Origin of the sequence: Spirillospora sp. CA-128828 (assembly GCF_050945415.1) — a bacterium.
Taxonomy (GTDB): domain Bacteria; phylum Actinomycetota; class Actinomycetes; order Streptosporangiales; family Streptosporangiaceae; genus Spirillospora.
Map to the genome: position 1 here is coordinate 337,651 of NZ_CP191986.1, position 21,666 is coordinate 359,316.

20 protein-coding genes and 1 pseudogene are annotated in these 21,666 nt (G+C 71.0%); 8 read left to right on the forward strand and 13 right to left on the reverse strand.

Features of this window, described 5'->3' with window-relative positions; genetic code table 11:
• Positions 1-83 precede the first annotated feature (83 nt).
• The 4 genes from ACQPXG_RS01905 (at position 84) to hisC (ending at position 3,669) form a co-directional block, all read left to right on the forward strand.
• Entirely contained in the window at positions 84-1,421 is a 1,338-nt protein-coding gene (locus ACQPXG_RS01905; RefSeq protein ID WP_433465850.1) for a flotillin family protein, read from the forward strand.
• Positions 1,422-1,523: 102 nt separating this feature from the next.
• Positions 1,524-2,198 carry an NUDIX hydrolase gene (locus tag ACQPXG_RS01910; RefSeq protein WP_433465851.1) on the forward strand — a complete coding sequence of 225 codons (675 nt, stop codon included), beginning with the start codon at positions 1,524-1,526 and terminating at the stop codon, positions 2,196-2,198.
• Positions 2,199-2,255: 57 nt separating this feature from the next.
• Positions 2,256-2,549 carry a DUF6401 family natural product biosynthesis protein gene (locus tag ACQPXG_RS01915; protein ID WP_433465852.1) on the forward strand — a complete coding sequence of 98 codons (294 nt, stop codon included), beginning with the start codon at positions 2,256-2,258 and terminating at the stop codon, positions 2,547-2,549.
• Positions 2,550-2,589: 40 nt separating this feature from the next.
• Positions 2,590-3,669 carry a histidinol-phosphate transaminase gene (gene hisC / locus ACQPXG_RS01920; protein ID WP_433465853.1) on the forward strand — a complete coding sequence of 360 codons (1,080 nt, stop codon included), beginning with the start codon at positions 2,590-2,592 and terminating at the stop codon, positions 3,667-3,669.
• Between the two features lie 85 nt (positions 3,670-3,754).
• On the opposite strand, the pseudogene ACQPXG_RS01925 reads toward hisC, so the two are convergent.
• Positions 3,755-3,961, reverse strand: a pseudogene (locus ACQPXG_RS01925) (ATP-binding cassette domain-containing protein); the annotation flags it as partial.
• A gap of 369 nt (positions 3,962-4,330) precedes the next feature.
• Here ACQPXG_RS01925 and ACQPXG_RS01930 point away from each other — a divergent pair.
• Positions 4,331-5,140, forward strand: coding sequence for a dolichyl-phosphate beta-glucosyltransferase (locus tag ACQPXG_RS01930; protein WP_433465854.1), 810 nt, complete (start codon positions 4,331-4,333; stop codon positions 5,138-5,140).
• 11 nt (positions 5,141-5,151) lie between these two features.
• A complete protein-coding gene (locus tag ACQPXG_RS01935; RefSeq protein WP_433465855.1) occupies positions 5,152-7,074 on the forward strand; it encodes a glycosyltransferase family 39 protein in 1,923 nt (640 codons plus the stop codon).
• A gap of 49 nt (positions 7,075-7,123) precedes the next feature.
• Here the strand turns inward: ACQPXG_RS01935 and ACQPXG_RS01940 are convergent, their stop codons facing one another.
• The 6 genes from ACQPXG_RS01940 to purD all read right to left on the reverse strand — a co-directional run bounded on the left by ACQPXG_RS01940 (position 7,124) and on the right by purD (position 15,395).
• The gene (locus ACQPXG_RS01940; protein WP_433465856.1) at positions 7,124-8,455 is read right to left on the reverse strand and encodes a transcriptional regulator; all 1,332 of its coding nucleotides are present in this window, start codon (positions 8,453-8,455) and stop codon (positions 7,124-7,126) included.
• 853 nt (positions 8,456-9,308) lie between these two features.
• Positions 9,309-10,595 carry a UDP-N-acetylglucosamine 1-carboxyvinyltransferase gene (murA, locus tag ACQPXG_RS01945; RefSeq protein WP_433469884.1) on the reverse strand — a complete coding sequence of 429 codons (1,287 nt, stop codon included), beginning with the start codon at positions 10,593-10,595 and terminating at the stop codon, positions 9,309-9,311.
• A gap of 267 nt (positions 10,596-10,862) precedes the next feature.
• A complete protein-coding gene (locus tag ACQPXG_RS01950; protein ID WP_433465857.1) occupies positions 10,863-11,654 on the reverse strand; it encodes an MOSC domain-containing protein in 792 nt (263 codons plus the stop codon).
• Positions 11,655-11,662: 8 nt separating this feature from the next.
• Complete coding sequence (purB, locus tag ACQPXG_RS01955) at positions 11,663-12,973, reverse strand: adenylosuccinate lyase (protein WP_433465858.1); 1,311 nt, start codon at positions 12,971-12,973, stop codon at positions 11,663-11,665.
• Positions 12,966-14,111, reverse strand: a complete 1,146-nt coding sequence (locus ACQPXG_RS01960; protein WP_433465859.1) for a low temperature requirement protein A — start codon at positions 14,109-14,111, stop codon at positions 12,966-12,968. The genes purB and ACQPXG_RS01960 overlap by 8 nt, the downstream gene beginning before the upstream one ends.
• A 33-nt stretch (positions 14,112-14,144) precedes the next feature.
• Positions 14,145-15,395, reverse strand: coding sequence for a phosphoribosylamine--glycine ligase (gene purD, locus ACQPXG_RS01965; RefSeq protein WP_433465860.1), 1,251 nt, complete (start codon positions 15,393-15,395; stop codon positions 14,145-14,147).
• Between the two features lie 369 nt (positions 15,396-15,764).
• Between purD and ACQPXG_RS01970 the strand changes: the two genes are divergently transcribed.
• Positions 15,765-16,850, forward strand: a complete 1,086-nt coding sequence (locus ACQPXG_RS01970; protein ID WP_433465861.1) for a magnesium and cobalt transport protein CorA — start codon at positions 15,765-15,767, stop codon at positions 16,848-16,850.
• Positions 16,851-16,856: 6 nt separating this feature from the next.
• Here ACQPXG_RS01970 and ACQPXG_RS01975 read toward each other — a convergent pair whose 3' ends face one another.
• From ACQPXG_RS01975 to ACQPXG_RS01990, 4 genes are all read right to left on the reverse strand, one after another.
• Positions 16,857-17,690 (reverse strand): glycerophosphodiester phosphodiesterase family protein, encoded by an 834-nt coding sequence (locus tag ACQPXG_RS01975; RefSeq protein WP_433465862.1) that lies wholly within the window; start codon positions 17,688-17,690, stop codon positions 16,857-16,859.
• A gap of 68 nt (positions 17,691-17,758) precedes the next feature.
• On the reverse strand, positions 17,759-19,042 hold the full coding sequence (locus tag ACQPXG_RS01980; protein WP_433465863.1) for an adenylosuccinate synthase: 1,284 nt from the start codon (positions 19,040-19,042) through the stop codon (positions 17,759-17,761).
• Positions 19,043-19,256: 214 nt separating this feature from the next.
• Positions 19,257-19,679 carry a DUF3151 domain-containing protein gene (locus tag ACQPXG_RS01985; RefSeq protein WP_433465864.1) on the reverse strand — a complete coding sequence of 141 codons (423 nt, stop codon included), beginning with the start codon at positions 19,677-19,679 and terminating at the stop codon, positions 19,257-19,259.
• Positions 19,680-19,740: 61 nt separating this feature from the next.
• Positions 19,741-20,061: a hypothetical protein gene (locus ACQPXG_RS01990; protein ID WP_433465865.1), complete on the reverse strand. Its 321-nt coding sequence runs from the start codon at positions 20,059-20,061 to the stop codon at positions 19,741-19,743.
• 42 nt (positions 20,062-20,103) lie between these two features.
• On the opposite strand from ACQPXG_RS01990, the gene ACQPXG_RS01995 reads away from it, so the two are divergent.
• Entirely contained in the window at positions 20,104-20,577 is a 474-nt protein-coding gene (locus ACQPXG_RS01995; protein WP_433465866.1) for a sensor histidine kinase, read from the forward strand.
• A gap of 15 nt (positions 20,578-20,592) precedes the next feature.
• On the opposite strand, the gene ACQPXG_RS02000 is transcribed toward ACQPXG_RS01995, so the two are convergent.
• Both ACQPXG_RS02000 and ACQPXG_RS02005 read right to left on the reverse strand, forming a co-directional pair.
• Positions 20,593-21,129: an N-acetyltransferase family protein gene (locus tag ACQPXG_RS02000; RefSeq protein WP_433465867.1), complete on the reverse strand. Its 537-nt coding sequence runs from the start codon at positions 21,127-21,129 to the stop codon at positions 20,593-20,595.
• A 79-nt stretch (positions 21,130-21,208) separates the two neighbouring features.
• The gene (locus ACQPXG_RS02005; RefSeq protein WP_433465868.1) at positions 21,209-21,658 is read right to left on the reverse strand and encodes a winged helix-turn-helix transcriptional regulator; all 450 of its coding nucleotides are present in this window, start codon (positions 21,656-21,658) and stop codon (positions 21,209-21,211) included.
• Positions 21,659-21,666: the final 8 nt, after the last annotated feature.

Below are 21,666 nucleotides of genomic sequence, written 5' to 3' on the forward strand. Positions count from 1 at the left end.
GAACGCACCGCCTCCGCGTCTACTGGAAAACGCGGACGGGCCCGAACCCCCTGGGCCGCCGTGACATCTGAAGAGGAGGCCGCATGCCCGTGATCGTGGTGGCGATCGGCGCCGTCGTCGCCCTCATCGTGTTGATCGTTCTGTTCAAGATGGTCTGGCGGGTCGCCGAGCCGAACGAGGCTCTGATCATCTCCGGGCTGGGCGCCAGGTCGAAGCCGATCGACGGCGTGGACAGCCTCGGATTCAAGATCGTGACGGGTAAGGGTACGTCCGTCCTGCCCGGGTTCCAGACGTCCCGCCGGCTGCGGCTGGACAGCCGGGCGGCCAACCTCGAAGTGAGCTGCGTGACGCAGCAGGGAATCCCGGTCAAGGTCCGCGGCGTGGTCATCTACAAGGTCGGGGACGACTTCGTGTCGATCGCCAACGCCGCCCGCCGCTTCCTGGAGCAGCAGAAGTCGATGGACGGGGCGATCCACGAGCTGTTCACCGGCCACCTGCGCTCCATCATCGGCAACCTCACCGTCGAGGACCTGATCCTCAACCGCGAGCGCCTCACGTCCGAGACCCGCGGCTCCGCCGCCGACGAGATGAGCAAGCTCGGCCTGATCGTGGACTCCCTGCAGATACAGGAGATCCACGACGACGCCGGCTACATCACCAACCTGGGCCGTCCGCACGCCGCCAAGGTCGCCTCCGCCGCCCGTATCGCCGAGGCCGAGCGGGACCAGGAGGCCACCCAGCGCGAGCAGGAGGCCATGCGGGAGAACGCCGCGGTCATCCGGGACACCGAGATCAAGAAGGCCGAGTACGAGGGCCAGGTGCAGCAGGCCGCGCAGCAGGCCCGGCAGGAGGTCATCCTCAAGGAGACCCGCAACGCCGAGCTGGAGGCCGAGCGCACCGAGAAGCGGCTGGAGAGCGAGGTCCGCAAGCCCGCGGACGCCCGCGCGTACGAGCAGGTCAAGCTGGCCGAGGCCGAGCGCGAGGAGCGCATCTCCTACGCCCAGGCCGCCGCGACCGAGGTCCAGCTCAAGGCGCAGCGCGAGGCCGAGGCGACCCGGATCCTCGGTGAGGCCCACGCCGGCGCCATCCGCCAGAAGGGGCTCGCCGAGGCCGAGGCGATCAAGGCCCGCGCGGAGGCGCTGGCCGAGAACACCGACGCCGTGATCGCCCAGCAGCTCGCCGAGCAGTGGCCGCAGATCGTCGAGGCGGGCGCGGGCGTGTTCGGCAACGTCGACAACATGGTGGTGCTCAACGGCGCCCAGGGCGTCGAGGACATGCTCGCCAAGGCCCTCACGCTCGGCGGCACCGGCCTCGGCGTCGCCCGCCAGCTCCTCGCGGGGCTGAACAACCAGAACGGCGCCAACGGTCACAACGGCGTCCCGGCCGCCACGGTCCCCGTGGAGGTCCCCAAGGAGGACTGACCGGACCGTCGAGAAGGCCGGTCCGGCTCCCTCCGCTCCAGGAACCGGACCGGCCGGGCCTTCTTGGCCTTGCCGGTCGGTCACTCCGGCTAAGTTCGTTGCATGTCCGTGCCGCGGCTTGCCGTTTCCGTCGACCTGGTCGTGCTCACCGTGCGGGAGCAGCGCCTGTGCGCACTGCGGTGGCGGCGTGACCGGGACCCGTACGAGGGGGCGTGGTCGCTGCCGGGCGGGTTCATCCAGCTGGACGAGGACCTGCCGGTCGCCGCGTCCCGGCTGATGGCGGAGCGGGCCGGCCTCGCGGACGTCCGGATCCACCTGGAGCAGCTCCAGACCTACGGGTATCCGGACCGCGATCCCCGGCAGCGGGTGGTGAGCGTCGCGTACCTGGGGCTGGCGCCGGACCTGCCCGCGTCCAGCCGGGCCCAGGTGCTGTGGACGGCGGTGGACGATCTCGTCCACCAGGACCGGGCCGCGTTCGACCACCGGCGGATCCTGTGCGACGGGATGGAGCGGGCGCGGGCGAAGCTGGAGTACACGTCGCTGGCCGCCGCGTTCTGCCCGCCCGAGTTCACGGTCGCGGAGCTGCGCAGGGTCTACGAGATCGTGTGGGGAACCAGCCTCGACCCCCGCAACTTCCACCGGAAGGTGACCGGCGCCGACCGGTTCCTCATCCCGACGGATCGGACCACGACGCGGGACGGCGGACGCCCCGCCAGGCTGTACCGCAGGGGCGATGCCGAGCAGCTCCGCCCGCCGATGCTCCGGCCCCGCGTCTGAGCTTTTACCTGGGGTGATGTCGCGAACGGTGCCTGACGGTTGCTAGTTTCACCCCCTATGAACGGTGACTCGCCCGAAGTGCTCGGTCTGCTCGTCCGGGACATCGGGGAGGCCGGCGTCGCGGAGATGGCCGGCTCCCCGGGACTGGCGGCGGCCGTCGACCAGCATGTGGCCAGCCTCCGCGACGAACTCGGCGCTCCCGGTGAGCCGCCCGGCGCGGACGACCTCATGGGCTATCTGCACGGTTTCGCCGAGGACGCGTTCAACCGGGGCTGGTGGCCGGACGACACCCGCGACTGGGAGTTCGTCCGGATCGTGGCTGTTTGCTGGATGATGAGGAACGCTGCGTAGGCTGAGGAATCACCACCCCTGTGCGATCTGGAGGACAACGGTGTCCGAGGCAACCACTCCGCGCTTCCGCTCCGTCCTCGACCGGTTCGTGGCCTACAAGCCCGGCAAGGTCGTGGTGTCACCCGAGGGCCGCTCGTTCAAGCTGTCGTCCAACGAGTCGCCGCACGGCCCGCTCCCGTCGGTCGTGGACGCGATCGGCGAGGCGGCGCGGAACGTCAACCGCTACCCGGACAACAACGCGACCGCGCTGACCGAGGCGATCGCGTCGTTCTGCGGCGTCCCCGCCGACCACGTCGCGGTCGGCTGCGGTTCGGTCGGGATGACCCAGATGCTGCTGGAGGCCCTCGCCGAGCCGGGCGCCGAGGTCGTCTACGCGTGGCGGTCGTTCGAGGCGTACCCGCTGCTCGTGTCGCTGTCGGGCGCCACGGGCGTCCAGGTCGCGCTGCGGGACGAGACCCACGACCTGCCCGCGATGGCGGACGCGATCACCGACCGCACGCGGCTGGTCTTCCTCTGCAACCCGAACAACCCGACGGGCACGATCGTCCGGCGTGCGGAGATCGAGGCGTTCCTCGACCGCGTCCCTGCGGACTGCCTGGTCGTCTTGGACGAGGCGTACCGCGAGTACGTCCGCGACGACGAGGTCCCGGACGGCCTCACCCTGTACGGCGACCGTCCGAACCTCGCCGTCCTCCGCACGTTCTCGAAGGCGTACGGCCTCGCCGGCCTCCGCATCGGCTTCCTGGTGGCGCACCCCCTGGTCGCCGGCGCGATCCGCAAGACGTTCCTGCCGTTCAGCGTGAACTCCGTCGCCCAGGCCGCGGGCATCGCGTCCCTGGAGGCCACCGAGGAACTGCTGGAGCGCGTCGAGGGCACGGTGAAGGAACGCGACCGCGTCCGCGACACCCTCCTCGCCGACGGCTGGACGGTCCCGCCGACCGAGGCCAACTTCGTGTGGCTCCGCCTGGGCGACCACACCATGGACTTCTCCGCCGCCTGCGACGCCCAAGGCGTGAGCGTCCGCCCCTTCCCCGGCGAGGGCGCCCGGGTCTCCATCGGCTCCCCCGAGGAGAACGACGCCTTCCTGGCGGTCGCGAAGACCTTCCCCCACCGCAACTGACGTTCGGTTGCCGCACCTGGTCAGGGGAGCAGGTGCCTTTCGTAAGCGGTGGCCACCGCTGCGGCTCGGTCTTTGACGTCCAGTTTCGCGGCGGGTCGAGGCCGGCGACGCGGACGGTGCCGGCGTCGGGCTCGCGCAGGCCCTCCAGGCACTCGACGGTCGTGGTCTTGCCCGCCCCGTTCGGGCCGAGGATTCCGAAGATCTCCCCTTCCTCGACGTCGAACGCGACGTCGTCCACTACGGAACGGCCGCCGTAGGTCTTGCGCAGGCCGTTGACTTCGATGATCGGCATGGTTCGAGGATCGCCTCGGGAGGTGCCCGCCCACATCGCCTGAAGCGCTCGTCCCGCCATCAGCCGATCGGCTGATACCGCCCGTACGACCACCTCACCGGCTCTGCTCGGCCGGGATCCGGTGGTCGCGCAGTGAACGACGGCGATCTGCCGGCCGATCGCGGCGAGCGAGGACCCGAGCCACATGTCGCGGAATCCGTGTGACCGGGGCCGGTCTCACGCCGGCGTTGAGGCATGGTCGCGGAGCGGGGCCTATGAGAGCGGGGTGAGAGCCGGGTTAAGGGCGGGTGGGGGCGGCGGCCGATGAATTGAGGCTCGTCTCAGCGGCGCTTCACGGCTCGCGAATGCGGGACGTCGAGCGTTGGGGGCATGAGCGAACCGATCCTGTTCCCGCGAGAGCGGCGTTTCCCGCGAGTTCCCAGCCGGCGCCTCGTCGAAGTGGTGGTGCCGGTCTACAACGAGGAGCGCGTGCTGGAGCGCAGCATCCGCCGACTCCACGCCTATCTCCAGGCCGAGCTTCCCTACGACTTCGTCATCACGATCGCCGACAACGCCAGCACCGACCGGACCTGGGACGTCGCGACGCGGCTCGCCCTGCCGGGAGTCCGGGCCGTCCACCTCGACGAGAAGGGGCGAGGCCGGGCACTGCGGCGCGTCTGGTCGGCCAGTGCCGCGGACGTGGTCGCGTACATGGACGTGGACCTGTCCACCGACCTCAGGGGGTTCCTGCCGCTGGTGATGCCGCTGCTGTCGGGGCACAGCGACCTGGCCATCGGGTCGCGGCTGGCGCGCGGCGCGCGCATCGTCCGCGGACCCAAGCGGGAGATCATCTCGCGGTGCTACAACCTGCTGCTGCGCACCGCCATGCGCGCCCGGTTCTCCGACGCCCAGTGCGGCTTCAAGGCGGCGCGGACGGAGATCGTCCAAGCGCTGCTGCCCGCCGTCGAGGACGAGGAATGGTTCTTCGACACCGAACTGCTCCTGCTCGCCGAACGGGTCGGCCTGCGGGTGCACGAGGTCCCCGTCGACTGGACCGACGACCCCGACAGCCGCGTCGACATCGTCCGGACCGCGCTGGACGACCTCCGGGGCATGGCCCGCGTCCGGCGGCGGATCCGGCAGGGCCGGTTCAGCGCCGTGGTCCCCTCGCCCCGCGCGTCCGTCGGCCTTGCCGCGTAACGGGGGACATCATGACAACCGCCACCATCAACGTCGCCCCTGAGGCGAGAACCGCGCCGGCCGCCGCCCAGCCCCCCGGCGGCGCGAGAGCGTGGCCGGCACGGGCGGCGCTCGGCGCGATCCTTGCGCTGGCCGCCGTCCTGTACGGCCTGGGCGTGTGGACGCAGTCGGGCAACTCGTACTACGCCGCGGCCGTCCTGTCGGGGACCAAGAGCTGGAAGGCGTTCTTCTTCGGCTCGCTGGACGCCGGCAACTACATCACCGTCGACAAGCCTCCGCTGGCCCTGTGGGTGAAGGAGCTGGTGGCGCGGGTCGTCGGAGTGAACGGGTGGAGCCTGGTCGGCCCGTCGGTCGTGATGGGCGTGGCCGCCGTCGCCGTCCTGTACGCGACGGTGCGGCGCGCCTTCGGCCGGACCGCCGCGCTCATCGCCGCGCTGGTCCTGGCGCTGACGCCGATCACCGTGGCCATCAACCGCGACGACAATCCCGACACGCTGCTGGTGCTGCTGCTCGTGCTCGGCGCCTGGGCCCTGCAGCGGGCCGTGGAGTCGGGAAGGCTCCGCTGGCTGGCGGCGTGCGGGCTCTTCATCGGTCTCGCGTTCAACACCAAGATGCTTCAGGCGTTCCTCGTGCTGCCCGCGTTCGCGCTGGTGTACCTGGTCTGCGCACCGGTCGGCCGGGTGCGGCGTCTCGGGCACCTGACGGTGGCCGGCGGCGTGCTGGCGACCGCGTCCGCGTGGTGGATGCTCATCGTTGCGGCCGTCCCCGCTTCGAGCCGTCCCTATATCGGGGGCAGCACCGACAACACGGTGTGGGATCTGGTCATCGGCTACAACGGCCTCGGACGGATCTTCGGCGCGGACGGCGCCGGGCAGGGCGCGAACTTCGGCGGCGCCGCCGGTCTCGGGCGCCTGTTCAACGACACGATGGGCGGCCAGATCTCGTGGCTGCTGCCGTCCGCGGCGATCGCCCTGGCCGTCGGCCTGGCGCTGCGCGGACGCCGTCCCCGCACCGACCTGCCGCGGGCGGCGCTGCTGCTGTGGGGTGGCTGGCTGGCCGTCCACTTCCTGGTGTTCAGCCTGAGTGAGGGCACCTTCCACCCCTACTACGCGACCGCGATGGCTCCCGCGATCGCGGCACTGACCGGGGCCGGGATCGTGGCGATGCGCAACGCGCCGCGCCGCATCTCCTGGACCCTGCCGGCCGCGCTCGCGGTCACCGGAGCGTGGGCGTTCGTCCTGCTGCGCCGGACCCCGTCCTGGCATCCGTGGCTGGCCTGGACGGTCGCGACGCTCACCGCGGTGGCCGTGATCGGGCTGCTCGCCCGCTCGCGCCGGCTGGCCGTCGCCGCGGCGGCGATCGGACTGGTCGCGGCCCTGACCGGACCCGCCGCGTACGCGGCGTCGACCGCGGTCGGTGGCGCGGGCAACGGGACCAACCCGACCGCCGGTCCGGCCGTCTCGTCCGGCATGGGAGGCGGCCCCGGAGGGCGTATGGCGAACGGCCCCGGTGGCTCGCCCCCGTCCGCTGGGCAGGCTCCGTCGGGGCGTCCCTCGTCCGGTCAGAACGCGTCCCGGGGACCCGGGGGCCAGGTGAGCACCCAGCTCGTCTCCTACCTGCTGAAGAACCAGGGCGACGCCGCCTGGCTGGTCGCCGTCTCCAGCGCGCAGAGCGCCTCGTCGATCATCCTGGAGACGGGCCGGCCGGTGATCGCCATGGGCGGCTTCACCGGAGACGATCCCGCCATGACGGTCGCCAAGCTCCAGCAGTACGTCCAACAGGGCGAGCTGAAGTACGTCCTCCTCGGAAGCGACGGCCGGGGAACCGCGAACAGCGCCGTCACCGCGTGGATCAAGGCGCACGGCACCGTCGTCAGCGCGTCGGCGTACGGCGGGACGTCCGGCTCGGGCACGCTCTACCGGCTGAATGGCTGAGGCGGCGCCGCTGAGTTCGGCCGTTCCGACGGAACGGCCGAACTCAGCGTCAGCTGGTCTTGGTGGCCGGGCCGAGCTTCTCGACGATCAGGCGGTAGAGCTGCCGGGGGCGGCCGGGTTGGGGAGTGCGGTTCGGGGGCAGCGGCCAGGCCAGGCCCTCCTCCACCAGGGTGCGCAGGAGGCGGCGGGCGGTGCGCGGCGTGACGCCGAGCATCTTGCCGGCGTTCTCCGCGTCCACGATCAGCGGTTGCTCCCGGTCGCCGAGCTTGTCGGCGAGGCGGGCGAGGATCTCCAGGCCCTTCGGCTTGGCCTGCGGCTGTGCCCGTGGCGGGGTGCGCGGCGCGGGGACGAGGGCGCGGCCGTCGCGGTCCAAGGCGAAGCCCTGTGCGCGCTGGGAACTCTGGGAGCGCGCCAGGGCGGCGCGGGCATGGTTCTCCGCCTCGTGCGCGGTGCGCCCCATGCCGATGCCGACCTCGATGGCGAGGCCCAGTTCCTCGCGGACGCGCTCCACGAACGGCGGCGTCCGGAAGCCTTCGGTGGACGCGGTGACGGAGCCGCGCGTCGCGATGACGAGGTAGCTGTGGTCGTCCAGAGGCCACACGGACGCGTTCATCCGGTGCGCCTCCTGGAGCAGGACGCGGTGCAGCGCGAGCTTCAGCTCGTCCCGCCAGTAGCGCGGGGTGACGCGGCGTGGCGTCTCGCGGAGGGTGGGGACGTCCACCAGGACGACGACGAGCTGCGACTCCTCAAGCCGGTGGTGGGCGCCGAGCAGGGCCGCCGTCTGCAGGGAGCTGCGGATCGCCGCGCCGGTCGGACGCACCCGGATGGTCGGCACGCCGGCCATCTCCATGCGTTCCGCCGTGGCGTGCACGCAGGTCATCGCGACGGTCGTGGCGCCGCGCCGCCAGAGCCGCTCGTGGAACGCGGCGAGCGTACCGGGGCCGGCGGCCTCCTCGCGCAGATGCACCTGCTCGGTGCCGAGGCTGATCTCGGAGTACGCCTCCTCGACCTCGGCGCGGCCGAGCACGTCGATGCTGACCCGGGACGGGTCGAAGCGCTCGTCGAGGGACGCCCGCAGCAGCGCGCCCTGGAGCGCGGCGCCGTTCAGGGGCACGTACGTGGCGGGCATGGAGAGCACGCCCGCCTTGCGCGCGAAGTCATAGGGGACGGGACTGGCGAACAGGCACACGTCGACGCCCGACCCCAGCCGTACGACCTTGTCGGCCGCCTCCTGCTCGTCCCGGTATGCGGCGGCCACCAGCCGGCTCGGTACGGGTGTGGGGCCATGGCCCATCAGCATGACCCGCTCCACCAGGTCGTGCGGGCCCACGACCCCGATCGTGAGGTCGGGGGTGACCGACCCCGTTCGCGCCGCCGTCATCGATGATCGCTCGCTTCCGGTCCGTCCTCTCGGCGGGGTCGCCGCCCCGGCCACCTGCACGCGCACGTTCCGCCCAACGGTTGACTCATGGCTTCGTCGCCCCTGCCTTCTGACCCAGCACCGCAGTTCTCGTGCGATTCGCCTTCCCGCGGCCCTCACCCTGAAAGCGGAAGAGGGCCTTCTTCCCGCAGCCCCCCGCCGCCCTGAAGCGGAAGAGAGCCTTCTTGCCTTCTTGCCACCGTCCCCCGCCCGCCTCCGTGAGGCGGAGGAGAGCGCCTTCTGCTGGCAGATCGGGTCAGGGCGACGAGATGTGACACCCAGACGCGAAATCGAATCAAGAGTGCTGCGAAAAAGTAACCTACGCGACCCCTCGGTCAGTAATTTGTCACCATTCGGCCAGCCTTGATCCTGCATCTTCGGACGTCCGAAGTTGAAAAACAAGACCCGAAAACATGCCGAAGGGCCCCTCCTGACGCTGTCACGTACTGGAGGGACCCCTGTGGAGTCCGTTTGGTTTACGCGCCGGCCGAAATCCGTTCGACCCGCTGTCAGCCGGTTCGGAAAGACGAGCGATACGTCCGGGGCGGGGCCCGGGTCCGGCGACGGTGATTTTTTACCGCGTTACGGTCCGGCCGAACGGGAGCGTTCCACTGATTACTTCGCAGGTCAGTGAGGCCGCGCTGGGCTAGTCAGGACGCTCGGTCAAAACGCTGCGTGACCGGATGGTGACGCACGGACCGAACGGTTTGCGGCCGGGCGTGACATGTTCCGTCAGGGATCATCCCCGAGTTGGTCAGATCCGAGGCCACATTCGGCCGGACGCGGCCGCCGGGGGCGGCCGCGCCGGGGAGGCCTAGCCGACCTCTCGGACGATCTCGGCGCCGAGCTGGGACAGCCGCTCGGCCGTGTGCGCGTGCCCGCGGTCGAGGTAGTAGGCCGAGGTGATCGTCGTCTCGCCCTCGGCGGCGAGGCCCGCGAGCACGAGGGCGCTGCCGCAGCGCAGGTCGTGCGCCTCGACCTCGGCGCCGCGCAGGGCGCGCGGGCCGTTCACCTTCGCCCGGTTGCCGTCCACCTCGATGTCGGCGCCCATCTTGGCGAGCTCGCCGGCCAGTTTGAACCGGCCGTCGAAGATCCGCTCGTAGACGTAGGACGGGCCCTCGGCGAGGCAGGACAGCGCCATGAGCGGCGACTGCAGGTCGGTGGCGAAGCCTGGGTACTCGTCGGTGATGACGTTGATCGGGCGGAGCGTCCGGTCGCGGCGCACCTGCAGGACGGCGCCCTGCTGGTGGAACTCGACGCCCATCTGCTCCAGCTTGTCGGCGGCGACGCCGAGGTGCTCCAGCGTGGCGCCGACGAGGCTCAGATCGCCGCCGGTGATCGCGGCGGCCATCACGAACACGCCGGTGTCGATCCGGTCGGGCATCACGGTGTGCTCGACGGCGGTCAGCTCGTCCACGCCCTCGACCGTGATGAATCCGGTGCCGCCACCGGTGATCTTGGCGCCCATCGCCTGCAGGATCGCGATGTTGTCGAGCACCTCGGGCTCCAGCGCCGCGTTCTTGATCAGCGTGGTGCCGTGCGCCAGCGCCGCGGCCATGATCAGGTTCTCGGTGCCGGTGTGCGACGGGGTGTCGCAGTAGAGCGTCCCGCCGCGCAGGTCGCCGGCCTTGATGTGGATGATGCCGTCGCCGTTGTCGGCCACGTGCTCGGTGACCGTGGCGCCCATCCGCTTGAAGCCGTTGTAGTGGAAGTCCAGGTTGCGGCTGCCGAGGTTGCAGCCGCCGACGCCCTCGATGACCGCCTCGCCGAGCCGGTGCAGCAGCGCCGGGACGAACAGGAACGAGCCGCGGAACCGGGACGCGATGGCGGCGGGCAGCACGGGGCTGTTCAGCGACGACGCGTCGATCACCAGGGTGCGCTCGGTCTCGTGCAGTTCGGCCTTCGCGCCCACCGCCCGGGCGAGCTCCACGGCGCGCCGTACGTCCTCGATGATCGGGACGTTGCGCAGCACGGTCCGTCCCTTGGCGGCCATCAGCGAAGCGCCGATCATCGGCAGGACGGCGTTCTTCGCGCCCTGGATGAAAACGGTGCCGTGCAGCTGCCGGCCGCCGCGCACGCGGTAGCGAACCTCGTGGCCCATGCTCATGCCGCCTTACTTCCTCTCGGGTGCGGGTGAAGTGCCTGCCATCCAGTGGGAGCACGAGGGCCGAGCGTGCCGAACGGTGTCCCCCCGTCTGCCGACGCGACCCCAGTAAACCATCGGGCCGGAGATGTGGTGTCCGGCCCGCGCCCCGTGGGCGCCGGTCTGCTCGTTGAGACTTCCGTGACACGCCATAGGTTCGCGTTCCCTGAAAATTCCCATGGTGAGCCTAGGGGCGGCGTGACTCCGCCGCCGGTGTTTCGAAGATCATCCACTTGGGCGGGGCGCCACGATCTCCACCGGGTCGCCGACCGTGAGCGTCCCGAGGGCGCGCGGAACGCAGTTCTGGCCGAACTGGATGCCCCGGTCCCAGGTGCGGTAGGAGGCGAGCGTCCGCAGCGGCTCACGGCCGCGCTCGCCGGTCCGCTGGTCGGTGGTGGTGACGACGCAGCGGCTGCACGGCTTGACCATCTCGATGACGGCCTCGCCGATGCGGAGCAGGCGCACGCCGTCCTCGCCGTAGGGGCCGAGGCCCTCGATGACGAGGCTGGGACGAAACCGGTTCATCGGCAGCGGCTCGTCCAGCCGGGCGTTGAGGTCGGCCAGGGACTCGGCGGAGATGACCAGCAGCGGGTAACCGTCGGCGAACATGACCTCGCCGCCGCCCCGGGACGTGGGCCGGTGACCGGTGAAGCGCATCAGGCGGCAGCCATGGCCGAGCAGGTCGGAGAACCACGCGGCGGCCTCGTCGCCCTGGTCGACGCCCTGGCATTCCTTGCGCTGGACGGTCACGTCCCTTACCTCGCCGTCGTCCACGGCCTTGTGGACGAGCGACAAGGCACCAGGAGCGTCCACCGTGAGGATCTCGCCGTCATAGGACGGGCGCATCAGCGCCATCCGCCCGAAGTCCCGCTGCGACAGGAAGCGGCCCTCGGGGGTGACGAGCATGAACTCGCGGTCGAACGGCAGACCGCGCTCGGTCAGTTCGGCACTGCGCAGGGCGGTTCCGCCGCCGCTTTTGAGTGGATAGGCGTTCAGTTCGGTAAGGGTCCCGTCCAAGGCCCCTCCTATCTGAGATCGGCCAGTCGGTCGAACACGGGCCCAAGGCGCACGACGAAACGCTCGGGACGGCACACCTCGTCAAGGCGCTTCTCGTCGAGTGCGAGCCCGGCTTCCGCGGCGTGCTTGCGCAGCGTCTCGCGGAACGGCACGCCGGTCTCCCACGTCTCCATGGCGGCCTTCTGGACGAGCGGATATGCCTCGTCGTCGCGTGACATACCCGCCTCGACCAGTTCCAGCAGCACGGTCGAGGTGTAGATGAGGCCGCCGGTCGACTCCAGATTGGCCTTCATCCGCGCCTCGTCCACAACAAGTCCGGACATAAGGCGATTCGTCAGGTTCAGCATGTAGTCGAGCGCGATGGACGCGTCCGGCAGTGCGATCCGCTCGGTGGACGAGTGCGAGATGTCGCGCTCGTGCCACAGCGGGATGCCCTCCAGCACCGGGACGATCTGGGCCCGCACGATCCGCGCCATCCCGGCCAGCCGCTCGGAGATGATCGGGTTCTTCTTGTGCGGCATCGCCGACGAGCCCTTCTGGCCCTTGCCGAACGGCTCCCACAGCTCCCGGACCTCGGTGCGCTGCCCGTGCCGCACCTCCAGCGCGATCGCCTCGCACACCGTCGCCATGATCGCGAGAGACGACACCCACTCGCTGATCCCGTCCCGGATGACGACCTGGGTGGACACGTCGGCCGGCGTCAGCCCGAGCCGCCGGGCGACGTGCAGCTCGATCGCCGGGTCGATGTTGGAGTACGTCCCGACCGCGCCGGAGATCGCCATCACGCCCACCGCCTCGCGGGCGCGCCGCAGCCGGTCGCGGGAGCGCGCCATCGCGAAGGCGAAGTCGGCGACGCGGTGCCCCCACACGTCGGGCTCGCCGTGGATGCCGTGCGTCCGCCCGACCCGCAGCGTGCCCTTGTGGGCCAGCGCGTGGTCGCGCAGCGTCGCGACGAGCGTGTCGGCCTTGTCCAGCAGGATGTCGGTGGCCTCGACGAGCTGCAGCGCGAGGGCCGTGTCGAGCAGGTCGGACGACGTCATGCCGAAGTGGACGTACCGGGCCGCCTCGCGGGGCTCGGTGTTGTCCGCCCACGCCGACAGGAACGCGATCACGTCGTGCTGCGTGACCGCCTCGATCGCGTGCACCGCCTCCGGCGTCGGCGGCGGCGCCTTGCGCACCGGCTCCACCACCTCCGGCGGGATCGTGCCGGCCTCGGCGTGGGCCTCGACGACGAGGACCTCCACCTGGCACCACAGCTCGTACTTGTGCGCGTCACTCCAGACGCGCCCCATCTCCGGAAGGGTGTACCGATCAATCACCCGACGATTGTCCCAGGCCGGGGACGGGAGCGTCCGGCCGGGTCGTCACGTGTTCGAGAGCGAGGGCGGCGGTGAGCAGGAGGACGAGGGCGGCGATCTCGGCGGCGGCGGACCAGAGGCCCAGCGGGGTGAGGGCCAGGGCGACCACGGCGGCGGCCAGCCGGATGCGGGACGCGCCGATGCGCATGGTCCGGCGGAACGCGACGTCGCCCGCCAGGTAGAGCGCGATGCCGCCGGCCAGGGCCAGCGCCGGACCGAGATGCAGATGGTCCCAGGCGTGCCCAACGGCCTGCCCCATGCCGGCCGCCGCGACGATGATCCCGACGATCAGCGGGATGTGCGCGTAGAAGTACCCGAACATGGTCATCTGGGTGCGGCGCACGTCGTCGGCGGCGGTCAGCGACTCCTCGGCGCGCTCGTCGTCCCTGGCGAAGTAGCTCCACCAGACGGCCGCCGCGAGCGCCAGGCCGAGCAGCACGGCGACGACCAGGCCCGCGTCCAGGTGCGCGTGCTCGGCGCCCGCGCCGACCGCGATCACCGACTCGCCGATCGTGATCATGACGAGCAGCCCGTGCCGTTCGACGATGTGCGCGGGCTGGATGGTGAACAGCCCGCCCGCCGGGACGATGTAGGGCTGCACGATCGGCACGACGAGGGCGAGCGTCCACAGCACGTACACCGGCGCCCCGTGGTCGAGGACGCCGGCGCTGATGATGAGCGCCGCCGCGAGCAGGTTCGCCGGCAGGACGCGCAGGATGTTCGGGTTGCCCTGCATGTACAGCGTCACGTGGGCGAGCACCAGGACCAGGTACCCGATGCCCCACAGGACGCCGCCGCCCTTGAACGCCGTCGGGGTCGCCAGCGCGACCATGAAGAATCCGCCCATTCCGACGAGGATCAGCAGGCGCCGTCCCGCCGTCGTGGGCGCGAGGGTGTTCGTCAGCCACGCGTAGCCGGCGTACATCCACCACAGGACGCCGAACATCAGCACGACCTGGAGGAGCCCGAGCGGATTCAGCTCCTTGACCAGGACGTGGCTGAGCTGCGTCACCGCGAACACGAACACCAGGTCGAAGAAGAGCTCCAGCGTCGTGACGCGGTAGACCTCCTCGCCTGCGGCCACGGGGGAGGAAGCCATGCCGACCTCGCTTATATCGGTGTAATCAAGTAATCATGGCATGGATGCCGCCTTCAGCGCGATGTCCGCCCGGTGGTGGGAGCCGCGCAGGCCGATCTTCGCGAGGGCGTCATAGGCGGTTTCGCGGGCGGCGGCCAGGTCGGGCCCCGTGCCGACCACGTTGAGGACCCGTCCGCCGTTCGCGACCAGCCGCCCCTCCCCGCCGAGCTTGGTGCCCGCGTGCAGGACGTACGCGCCCTCGACCTCGGCCGCTTCCTCCAGGCCGGTGATCTCGTCGCCCTTGGCCGGGGCGGACGGGTAGCCCTCGGCGGCCACGACCACCGTCACGGCCGCGCCCGGGTGCCACTCGGGACGGAGGTCCGGGTCGAGCCCGCCGATCGCGCAGGCCTGGAGGAGCGTGGCGATCGGGGTGGCCAGCCGGTCCAGGACGACCTGCGTCTCAGGGTCGCCGAACCGCGCGTTGAACTCGACCACCCGCACACCCTTGGAGGTCAGGGCCAGCCCCGCGTACAGGACGCCGACGTACGGCGTCTCGCGGCGGCGCAACTCGTCCACGGCGGGCTGGACGACCGTGGACATGACCTCGTCCACCAGGTCCGGCGGGGCCCACGGGAGCGGTGTGTAGGCGCCCATTCCGCCCGTGTTGGGCCCCTCATCGTCGTCGTAGGCGCGCTTGAAGTCCTGTGCGGGCAGTAGGGGGACGGCGTGCTCGCCGTCGCACAGCGCGAACAGGGAGACCTCGGGACCGTCGAGGAACTCCTCGATCACGACGCGCTCGCAAGCCGCCGCGTGCGCGGACGCGACCGCGCGGTCCACGGTCACGACGACGCCCTTGCCGGCCGCCAGACCGTCGTCCTTCACCACGTACGGCGGCCCGAACGCGTCCAGCGCCGCCTCCACCTGCGCGGTCGTGTCGCAGACCCGCGCTTCGGCGGTCGGCACCCCGGCCTCCGCCATGACCTCCTTCGCGAACGCCTTGGACGCCTCGATCCTGGCGGCGGCCCGGTCCGGCCCGAAGCACGGGATCCCGGCCTTGCGCAGGGCGTCGCCCACCCCCGCCACCAGGGGAGCCTCCGGCCCCACGACGACGAGGTCGGCGCGCAGCCGCCCGGCCAGCTCCGTCACCGCGGTCGGATCCGCCGGGTCGAGCTGGTGGTTGTCCGCGATCTCTGCCGTGCCCGGGTTGCCCGGGGCGCAGTGGAGGGCGGTGACGGCAGGGTCGCGGTGCAGGGCGCGGGCGAGCGCATGCTCGCGGCCACCCGATCCAAGGACGAGTACTCGCACGTCACGCGAGCTTACTGGTCTGGCGGCCGCCCGGACGGGCATATCCCCCGCAGGGACGGGCGTTGGACGGGGGTGAGGCCGGTGTCACACCGGGACGGGTGAACCTTGCCGATGCGGGCGGCGTCCTAAATGTCGGCTGGTAAGCTGCGATGGGCTTGACCGCCCGGTGTCGAGGTGCGTGAAAGGAGGTGGTCGGGATGAGTCCTGGTGATACTTGCAGTTCGCCGGAGAACCCTCACAGTCCGTGCGCGACTGTCCGACCGTCCGCCTCCCTCTGGCGTCCGGCCAACGCTCCCGCGCGCTCCCTTCGCTGACCGGCCTGGGTTGAGCGCGCACTGACGTGCGTGGCCGGCGGGTTAGGAGCACCTCATGGCCATGACACGAGTCCGCCCGGGCCGCGCCCTGTTCAAGACGCGCGGCCGCCCCTCCGGCGTACAGGCCCCGGGCCGCGATTCCGCCGTCATCGACTGGGCCGCCTACATCGACGGGCACCGCGTCTGCACCGACACCGTCGCCGACGCCGTCCGCCTCATCCGCGACGGCCGGCTCACCTCCGAAGGGGACAGCGCCGGCTTCGTCTGGGTCGGCCTGCACGAGCCGTCCGCCGCCGAGCTCACCGACCTCGCCGAGGTCTTCGGCCTGCACCCGCTCGCCGTCGAGGACGCCATCCACGCCCACCAGCGCCCCAAGCTGGAGCGCTACGACGACGTCCACTTCGTCGTCATGAAGACCGTCGGCTACGTCTCCAGCGGCCCCGGCGGCGCCGAGGTCGTCGAGACCGGCGAGATCATGATCTTCTGCGGGCCCGACTTCGTCGTCACCGTCCGGCACGGCACCCACGGCGCGCTCGGCCCCGTCCGCACCGACATGGAGAAGGACCCGGCCCGCCTCGCGCTCGGCCCCGCCGCGGTCCTGCACGCCGTCGCCGACCGCGTCGTGGACGGCTACGTCGGCGTCGCCGACGCCGTCATGGAGGACATCGACGAGGTCGAGGAGGCCGTCTTCTCCCCCGAGCGCACCGACGAGTCCCGCCGCATCTACCGGCTCAAGCGCGAGGTCATCCAGCTCAAGCGCGCCGTGGGCCCGCTCGCCGGCCCGCTGCGCAACCTCTCCGGGCGCCGCTTCGTCCCGGCCGAGATCAAGGAGTACCTCCGCGACGTCGAGGACCACCTCACCCGCGTCCGCGAGCAGGTCGAGTCCTACGACGAGCTCCTCAACCCCATCCTCCAGGCGCACATGACCCAGGTCACCGTCGCCGACAACAAGGACATGCGGAAGATCTCCGCCTGGGGCGCCATCTTCATGGTCCCCACGGCCATAGCCGGGGTCTACGGCATGAACTTCAAGCACATGCCCGAAACCCAGTGGCACTACGGCTACCCGATGATCCTCGGCGTCATCACCCTGGCCTGTCTCTCCCTCTACCGCGGCTTCCGCCGCAACGGCTGGCTGTAGAAGGCCCTAGACCGCGGCCAGGACCTCCTGGAGGCGGTCCGGGTAGTCGGTGACGATCGCGTCCACGCCGTACTTGATGAAGCGGGTCATGTCTTCGGTGGTGTTCACCGTCCAGACGATGACCGGGAGGGCGGCGGTGTGGGCGTCCTCCACCAGGTCGGGCGTTGTCATTACGTGCTCTGGGGAGATGGCCGTTGCGCCTATCCCCAGGGCCGCGGCCACTGGATCGACGGGGGACAGGCCCGCCAGCCAGCCGGTGTCCGGCGCAAGGGTCTTGCGTTCCATCAGGGCGACGCGGCCCAGGTCCGGGTAGTGGCGGCGTGCCTCGGCCAGCACGCGCCAGTCGAAGGCCAGGAGCTGGGACCGTTCGGTGCGGCCGAAGGTCCGCAGAACGGCCGCCACGGCCGCGGTGAAGAGCTCTACTTCCTCATCTGTCCAGGCCGGGTCGGTCTTGAGCTCTACGGAGAGCTTCACGTCCGAAGGGGCCAGCAGGGCGCACGCTTCGGCGAGCGTCGGGATCCGGATGCCGGGCATCGGGGCGGCCTCGCAGCGGACGCCCGCGTCGATCGTCCGCAACTGGGCGAGGGACAGTTCACGAACCGGCGTGCCCAGGTAGGGGTAGGCGGGATCGTCCGGCCAGGCGGGGGACGTGTCGGCGAGGGTCTCCGGGGAGAGGACCTGGTCGTGGCCGAGGACGACCACGCCGTCCGCCGACAGGCCCACGTCCAGCTCGATCACGTCGACGCCCAGGTCCAGGGCGTGGGCGAAGCCGGGCAGGGTGTTCTCCGGGCGGAGGCCGCGTGCGCCCCGGTGTCCGTGCACCTCGACCGTGGAGATCACCGAACGCACGTTACAGTCCGTGACCGAACGGGCGGTAGAGAACGGGTGAGATCAGGGGAAACGGAAGGTCAGACGAGGGACCGGAGTGACAGCGTCTGGTCGCGGCCCGGACCGACGCCGATGGCGGAGATCTGCGCGCCGGACATCTCCTCCAGGGACCGGACGTACGCCTGCGCGTTCGCCGGCAGGTCCTCGAACGTCTTCGCGCCCGTGATGTCCTCCTGCCAGCCGTCCAGGTACTCCAGGACGGGCTTGGCGTGGTGGAACTCGGTCTGCGTCGTCGGGAGCTCGTCCACCCGGACACCGTCGACCTCGTAGGCGACGCACACCGGGATCCGGTCCAGCCCGGACAGGACGTCCAGCTTCGTCAGGAAGTAGTCGGTGATGCCGTTGACCCGGGTGGCGTAGCGGGCGATGACGGCGTCGAACCAGCCGCAGCGGCGGTCGCGTCCCGTCGTCACGCCGTACTCGCCGCCGGTCGTGCGCAGGTATTCGCCCTGCTCGTCGAGCAGTTCGGTGGGGAACGGTCCAGACCCGACGCGGGTCGTGTACGCCTTGAGGATGCCGATCACCCGGGTGATCTTCGTGGGGCCGACGCCGGAGCCCGCGCACGCGCCGCCCGCCGTCGGGCTGGACGACGTCACGAACGGGTACGTGCCGTGGTCGATGTCGAGCAGCGTGCCCTGGGCGCCCTCCAGAAGGACGACCTTCCCGTCGTCCAGGGCCTTGTTCAGCACGAGCGTGGTGTCGGCGACGAACGGCTTGAGGCGCTCGCCGTAGGCGACGTACTCCTGGACGATCGGCCCTGTCTCGATACGGCGCCGGTTGTAGACCTTCGTCAGGACCTGGTTCTTCTCGCGCAGCGCCAGATCCAGCTTCTGGGTGAGGATGTTCGGGTCGAACAGGTCCTGGACCCGGATGCCCATCCGGTTGATCTTGTCGGCGTAGGTCGGGCCGATGCCGCGCCCGGTGGTGCCGATCCGGGCCTTGCCGAGGTACCGCTCGGTGACCTTGTCGAGGGCGCGGTGGTGGGGCATGATCAGGTGCGCGTTCGCCGAGATCAGCAGCCGTTCGCAGCCGATGCCCCGGTCCCGCAGCCCGTCGATCTCCTGCAGCAGCACGGCCGGGTCGATCACCACGCCGTTGCCGATCACCGGGACGACGTCGGGCGACAGCACCCCGGACGGCAGCAGGTGGAGCGCGTAGCTCTTGTCGCCGATGACCACCGTGTGGCCGGCGTTGTTGCCGCCCTGGTAGCGGACGACGTAGTCGACGTCCCCACCGAGCAGGTCTGTTGCCTTGCCCTTGCCCTCATCTCCCCACTGGGCACCGACAAGAACGATGGCAGGCATGCCGTTCTTCCTTCCCACGACGAAGGCCCCGGTCGCCGCAAGCGCGCGAAGGGGCCTCTTGCGATCAAATCGTACCCGCACGCGGCCCGCAAGGAAACCGAAGGTGAACCGGCGCCCTGCTCAGCGGCCCTCGTGGCCGCCCAGAAGTCCTGGGCGGCCACGAGCGCTCGGCCGTGAGCTCGGTCAGGGGCGGGCGACGCCGACCGGCGTGGTGCTAGGAGGCGTTGAGGGTGTCGGCGGCGGTGGGGCTGCTGTCGCGCAGGAAGGTCTTGCAGCGCTCGGCCTCGGCGTCCTCCCCGATGGCCGCTGCGGCCCGGCCGAGCGCGTGCAGGGCGCGCAGGAACCCGCGGTTCGGCTCGTGCTCCCACGGGATGGGGCCGTGGCCCTTCCACCCGGCCCGGCGGAGCTGGTCCAGGCCGCGGTGGTAGCCGGTGCGCGAGAACGCGTAGGAGTCGATGACGCTGCCCTTGGCGAAGGCACGGTCGGCCAGCTCGGCCCAGGCGCCCGGGTAGTCCGGGTGACGCGCGGCGACCTCGAACGGGTCGACGTCGTTCTCCAGGGCCGTCCGGGCCTCGATGTTGTCCGGCAGTTCGGTCGGAGCGGGGCCGCCGAGCAGGTTCTGGGTCATGCGGCTCATCGTAAGTGGGCTCGCCCGCCCCGATTCAACCCGGGGCGGGCGGTGATCACGCCAAGCCGGACTACCGCGGACCGCTCGGTGCCTTGGGCGGTGCCGGGCAGTCGCCCTTGCAGGTGAAGTGGAGCGCGGGAGCCGACGGGGGCGGCGGCCGCGGTCCGGCGGGCAGGGACGTGCCCTTGGGCAGCGGATACGCGCATTTCGCGGCGGCGGTCCTGTAGGTCTCGGACAGCGGATCGACGGTGCCGCCGCCCTTGAGCCGGATCTGCCGGTCGCCGGTGATGGTGATTCCGGGGAAGCCGGGGACGCCGTTCTCGCGCATGCAGCCGGTGAACGCCTCGGCCGCGTCCGCCCCTGCGGTGCTGGTCGTCGCTTTGCCGGTCACGCTGTAGGCGATAGGGGTGCTGTAGGCCGTGCCGTCGGTGTGGTGGGCGCCTGCCGAGTTCGCCTGCACGGCCACGGCCACGGCCGCGGCCGTGGCGGCCACGACCAAGAAGCCCGCTGCGAGTCCGGGCCGCGGATCGAGGCCGAGCTGGACTGCGCCACCATGATGGGCGACCCGCCGCTGGTCGAGCGGCTGATCGGCAACCTGCTGGACAACGCGATACGCCACAACGCCCCGGCCGGGACCGTCACGGTTCGCACCGGCGTTCAGGCGGGACGGCCCACCCTGGTGGTGCTCAACACCGGGCCGCAGGTCACACCCGGGCAGATGGAACTGATCTTCCAGCCGTTCCAGCGGCTCCGTGAGACCCGGCTCAACGGACACCCGGGACACGGGATCGGCCTGTCGATCGTGGCGGCCATCGCCACCGCCCATGGCGCCGAACTGCGCGCCGAACCGCTCCCGAGGGGCGGACTGGAGGTCCGGGTCGGTTTCCAGGCGCGCGAGGACGCCTGACCCTGGCCGCGCCGTTCACGCCCCGGCGGGGATGGGGATCGGCAGGGGGAGGGTGAAGTGGGCCGCGCCGCCGTCCAGCGTGGAGCGGGCGGACGGCCAGCCGTGCCGGACGAAGAGGAGCGCCGGCCGGTTGGTGAGGACGATGTCGGCGTCGAACTCGGTGATGCCGCGCCGTGCGGCGAGTTCGGACAGGCAGCCGATCAGGACGCTGCCGATGCCGCGACGCTGCCAGGGGTCGGTGACGAGGACGGCGAGGTCGGCGCGCCAGGGCCGGTCCTTGCCGCGGACGTATTCGGCGATGCCGAGGATCTCGTCGCCGTCCAGCGCGACCAGGGCCTCGCGGTCCCAGTGGTCGAGGTTCTCCAGGAGCCCGAGGTAGTGCTCGGGGATGCGGGGCGTGCCCGAGAAGAAGCGCGTGTAGAGGCTCGCGTCGGACAGCCGGTCCGACATCCGCCGTACCCGGTCGTGGTCGGTGATGCCGTACGGGCGGATCCGGACGCCGGCCGGCGCGGGGTCAATGTAGGCGACGCTGCGCACACCGAGTTGCTTCATGAAACCCATTGGATCGCGGATGGTTGCCTGAAGCAACTCATTGGTCGGCAAAGTCCGCGTGCACATCGCGTGAACGCGGTCAGGCGCCGGGGCCGGGGCGGGGTTCCACGTCGGTCGGCTCCAGGTGGACGCCGCATGAGGTGCAGGCGAAGTGCCGGTTCAGAGTGCCCTCACAGCCGCGGTGGCCGATGATCACGGGCGCGCCGCCGGGGGCGTAGTGGCGGTCGCCCCACATCAGCAGGGTCATCATCGCCGGCCACAGTTCGACGCCCTTGCGCGTGAGCCGGTACTCGTGCCGCTCCGGCCGGTCCTGGTACGGGACCCGGCGCATGATGCCCTCGACGCAGAGCCGGTTGAGCCGGTCGGTGAGGACGTTGCGGGCGACGCCCAGAACGTCCTGGAAGTCGTCGAAGCGCCGGACGCCCTCGAAGGCGCTGCGGATCACCAGCAGCGTCCACCGGTCGCCGACGACCTCCAGCGAGCGGGCGATCGAGCAGTTCTGTGACTCGTACGTGCGGGGTAGTGCCACAAACCCGA